Origin of the sequence: Streptomyces sp. NPDC088246, from assembly GCF_044741025.1 — a bacterium.
Lineage (GTDB): Bacteria > Actinomycetota > Actinomycetes > Streptomycetales > Streptomycetaceae > Streptomyces.
Genome location: NZ_JBIURV010000142.1, coordinates 1 through 3716, shown reverse-complemented (window position 1 = coordinate 3716; position 3716 = coordinate 1). Strand labels below are relative to the sequence as shown.

At 69.9% G+C, this 3716-nt stretch carries 1 protein-coding gene; it reads left to right on the top strand.

The genetic code is table 11. The annotated features are described in order from the left end of the window. Positions 1-3716, top strand: a 3716-nt coding sequence (locus ACIPEK_RS46335) for a beta-ketoacyl synthase N-terminal-like domain-containing protein (protein WP_402008977.1), incomplete at both ends; no start/stop codon positions are given.

Sequence of the window (3716 nt, the reverse complement as noted above, 5' to 3'; positions counted from 1 at the left end):
CCGTTGTCGGTGGTGGACGGCTTGCGGTTGTTTGATGCGGGTGCGCGGGCGGACGCGGCGTTGGTACCGGTACGTCTTGATGTGGAGGCGCTGCGGGCACAGGGAACCGCACTCCCGTCCCTCTACCACCACCTGGTCCCCACGGTGCGACGTACCGCTGCCATCAGCGACGGCACCACCGCTGACACGCTGCACCATCAGCTGTCCGCACTCACCCCGGCCGAGCGGGAACGCGCGCTGCTCAATGTGGTGCGGGGACAGGTCGCCGACGTATTGGGTCATGCGACGCCCGCGGCCATCGCGCCGGACCGCGCCTTCAGTGACCTGGGCTTCGACTCGCTGACCTCGGTGGAACTGCGCAACGGGCTGAACGCGGCGACCGGCCTGCGCCTGCCGGCCACTCTCGTCTTCGACTACCCGACTGCCGGCGACCTCGCGGACCATCTCCACGATGAACTCCTCGGCACGCTCGACACCCCCGCTGTTGCGCCGGTGAGCCACGAGGGGCTCGTAACCGACGACCCGATCGTCATCGTGGGCATGTCCTGCCGCTATCCCGGCGGCATCGAGTCGCCCGAAGACCTGTGGAAACTGGTCTCCGAGGGCAATGACACCGTGTCCGAGTTCCCGGAGGACCGCGGCTGGGAGATCAGCGCGATCTTCGACCCGAACGGCGAGCGGCCGGACACCACGTACGTGAACAAGGGCGGCTTCCTGCACGACGCTGCCGACTTCGACGCCGCCTTCTTCCGGATCAGCCCGAACGAAGCACTGAGCACGGACCCGCAGCAGCGACTGCTGCTGGAGGCCTCCTGGGAGGCGTTCGAGCGGGCAGGCATCGACCCCGCGACCGTGAAGGGCAGCTCGACCGGCGTGTTCGCAGGCCTGATGTACCACGACTACCCGACCAGTCACAGCGCGGGCAGCATCGTCTCCGGCCGTATCGCTTACACCTTCGGCCTGGAAGGGCCGGCCGTGACTGTCGACACGGCGTGCTCGTCGTCCCTGGTGGCCCTGCATCTGGCGGGCCAGGCTCTACGCACCGGCGAATGCTCCCTCGCCCTGGTCGGCGGCGTGACGGTGATGTCCACACCCGCCACTTTCATCGAATTCAGCAGGCAGCGCGGCCTGGCGGGCGACGGTCGTTGCAAGTCCTTCGCCGAGGCGGCGGACGGCACCGGCTGGTCCGAGGGCGTCGGCGTGCTGGTGGTGGAGCGGCTTTCGGACGCGCGACGCAACGGCCACCAGGTGCTTGCGGTGGTACGCGGCAGCGCAGTGAACCAGGACGGCGCGAGCAACGGCTTGACGGCGCCGAACGGCCCGTCCCAACAGCGGGTGATCCGGGCGGCCTTGGCGAATGCCAGGTTGTCGGCGGACCAGATCGACGCGGTGGAGGCACACGGTACGGGCACGGTCCTGGGCGACCCGATCGAGGCCCAGGCGCTGCTGGCGACGTACGGACGTGACCGCGCCGCCGAGCACCCGCTGTGGCTCGGCTCCATCAAGTCGAACCTGGGGCACACCCAAGCCGCCGCGGGCGTGGCCGGGATCATCAAGATGGTCATGGCGATGCGCAACGGCGTACTGCCCAAGACCCTGCACGTGGACGAGCCGTCGTCGAAGGTGGACTGGATGGCCGGCCGTGTGGAACTGCTGACGGAGTCCCGGCCCTGGGAGGCCGGGGAAGTGAGGCGTGCGGCCGTCTCGTCCTTCGGGATCAGCGGCACGAACGCGCACGTGATCATTGAGCAGGCCCCCGAGCCCGTCGGCTCCCGGTCCGCCTCCGGGCTGCGGCCGGCGACCGAGCCGGCCGGCCCTCCCGGAACCTTGGCGTGGCCGGTGTCCGCCGCGAACGCGGCGGCGTTGCGTGCACAGGCGGCGGGGCTGCTGGGCCTGGTGGGGCGCGAGGACGCTCCCGATCCGGTGGATGTGGGTGTCGCACTGGCGACGACGCGGGCGCAGCTGGACCACCGTGCGGTGATTGCGGGTACTGGACGTGATGAACTGATCGCAGGGCTACGGGCAGTGGCTGCCGGCGAGGGTGCGCCGGGTGTGGTCGAAGGGGCGGTGACCGAGGGCCTGCTGGCGTTCCTGTTTACGGGCCAGGGCGCGCAGCGGACCGGGATGGGCCGTGAACTCGCCGCGGCGTTCCCGGTGTTCGCGGCGGCGTTGGACGAGGTGTGCGGGCACCTGGACCCCCTGCTGGACCACCCCCTGAAGGATGTGCTCTTCGCTCAGGAGGGTTCGGACCTGGCGGTGCTGCTGGACCGGACGGAGTACGCCCAGCCCGCCCTGTTCGCTGTCGAGACGGCCCTGTTCCGCCTGGTGGAGTCGCTGGGTGTACGCCCTGATCTGCTGGCTGGGCACTCCATCGGCGAGATCAGCGCGGCGCACGCCGCCGGCGTGTTCTCCCTCGCCGACGCCTGCTCCCTGGTCGCCGCGCGCGGCCGGCTCATGCAGGCCCTGCCTGACGGCGGCATCATGGCCGCCGTCCAGGCCACCGAGGACGAGATCCTCACGCTCCTGGACCGCGCCGAGGACGCTGCGGTCGCGGCGGTCAACGGCCCCCGTGCGGTGGTCATTTCCGGCAGCGAGGACACCGTCGACTCGGTGGTGGAAGAACTGCGGGCACAGGGCCGAAAGACGTCCCGGCTGAAGGTGTCGCACGCCTTCCACTCCCCGCTGATGGACCCGATGCTGGAGGAGTTCAAGGCATTGGTGACGGGACTCACCTACAGCGAGCCCCGTATCCCCGTCGTCTCGAACGTCACCGGCCGTACCGCCGCACCCGGTGAACTCACTTCCCCCGACTACTGGGTGTCCCACGTCCGCGATGCCGTCCGCTTCGCCGATGGCATCCAGGCTCTGGCGGCCGAGGGCGTCACCACCTTCCTGGAGATCGGCCCGGACGCGGTCCTGACCGCCATGGCCCCCGACGCCCTGCCCGACGACACCACAGTTGCATTCATCCCCCTCCTACGCCGCAACCGCCCCGAACAGGCCGAAATCCTCTCCGCGCTGGCCCACCTCTGGACCAGTGGCCACACCGTCCAGTGGGCGGGCCTGCACGCCACAGGAACAGCTCAGCAGGTCGACCTTCCCACCTATCCCTTCCAGCGCCGGCGCTACTGGATCGACGGTTACTCCCCGTTCGGTGCGGCGTCCGGCGCAGGCGATCACCCGCTGCTGGGAGCAGCCGCCGTGCTCGCCGAGTCGGACGGTCTGCTCTTCAGCGGACGGCTCTCCACCCGGACCCAGCCATGGCTGGCCGACCACGCCATCGGTGACACCGTGCTCTTCCCCGGCACAGGCTTTGTCGAGATGGCGATCGGGGCCGGTGACCAGGTGGGCTGCGCGCTGCTGTCGGAGATGACCCTGGAGACTCCGCTGGTGCTCCCGGAGCACGGAGTGATCCACACCCAGCTCGTGGTCAACGCGCCTGACGGCTCGGGCAGCCGCACCTTCAGCATCCACTCGCGTGGCGAGGAGGACGTGGTGGGTGAGGCGTCGTGGACGCGGCACGCCGCGGGTGTGCTCGGCACGGGGACGCGCGGTCGCGCGGACGAGTCCGAATTCGCGGTGTGGCCTCCGGTGGGTGCGGTGCCGGTTTCGGTTGAGGGCGTGTACGAGCGTTATGCGGAAGGGGGGTTGGTGTACGGCCCGGTGTTCCAGGGTCTGAGGGCTGCGTGGCGGCTGGGCGAGGATGTGTTTGCTGA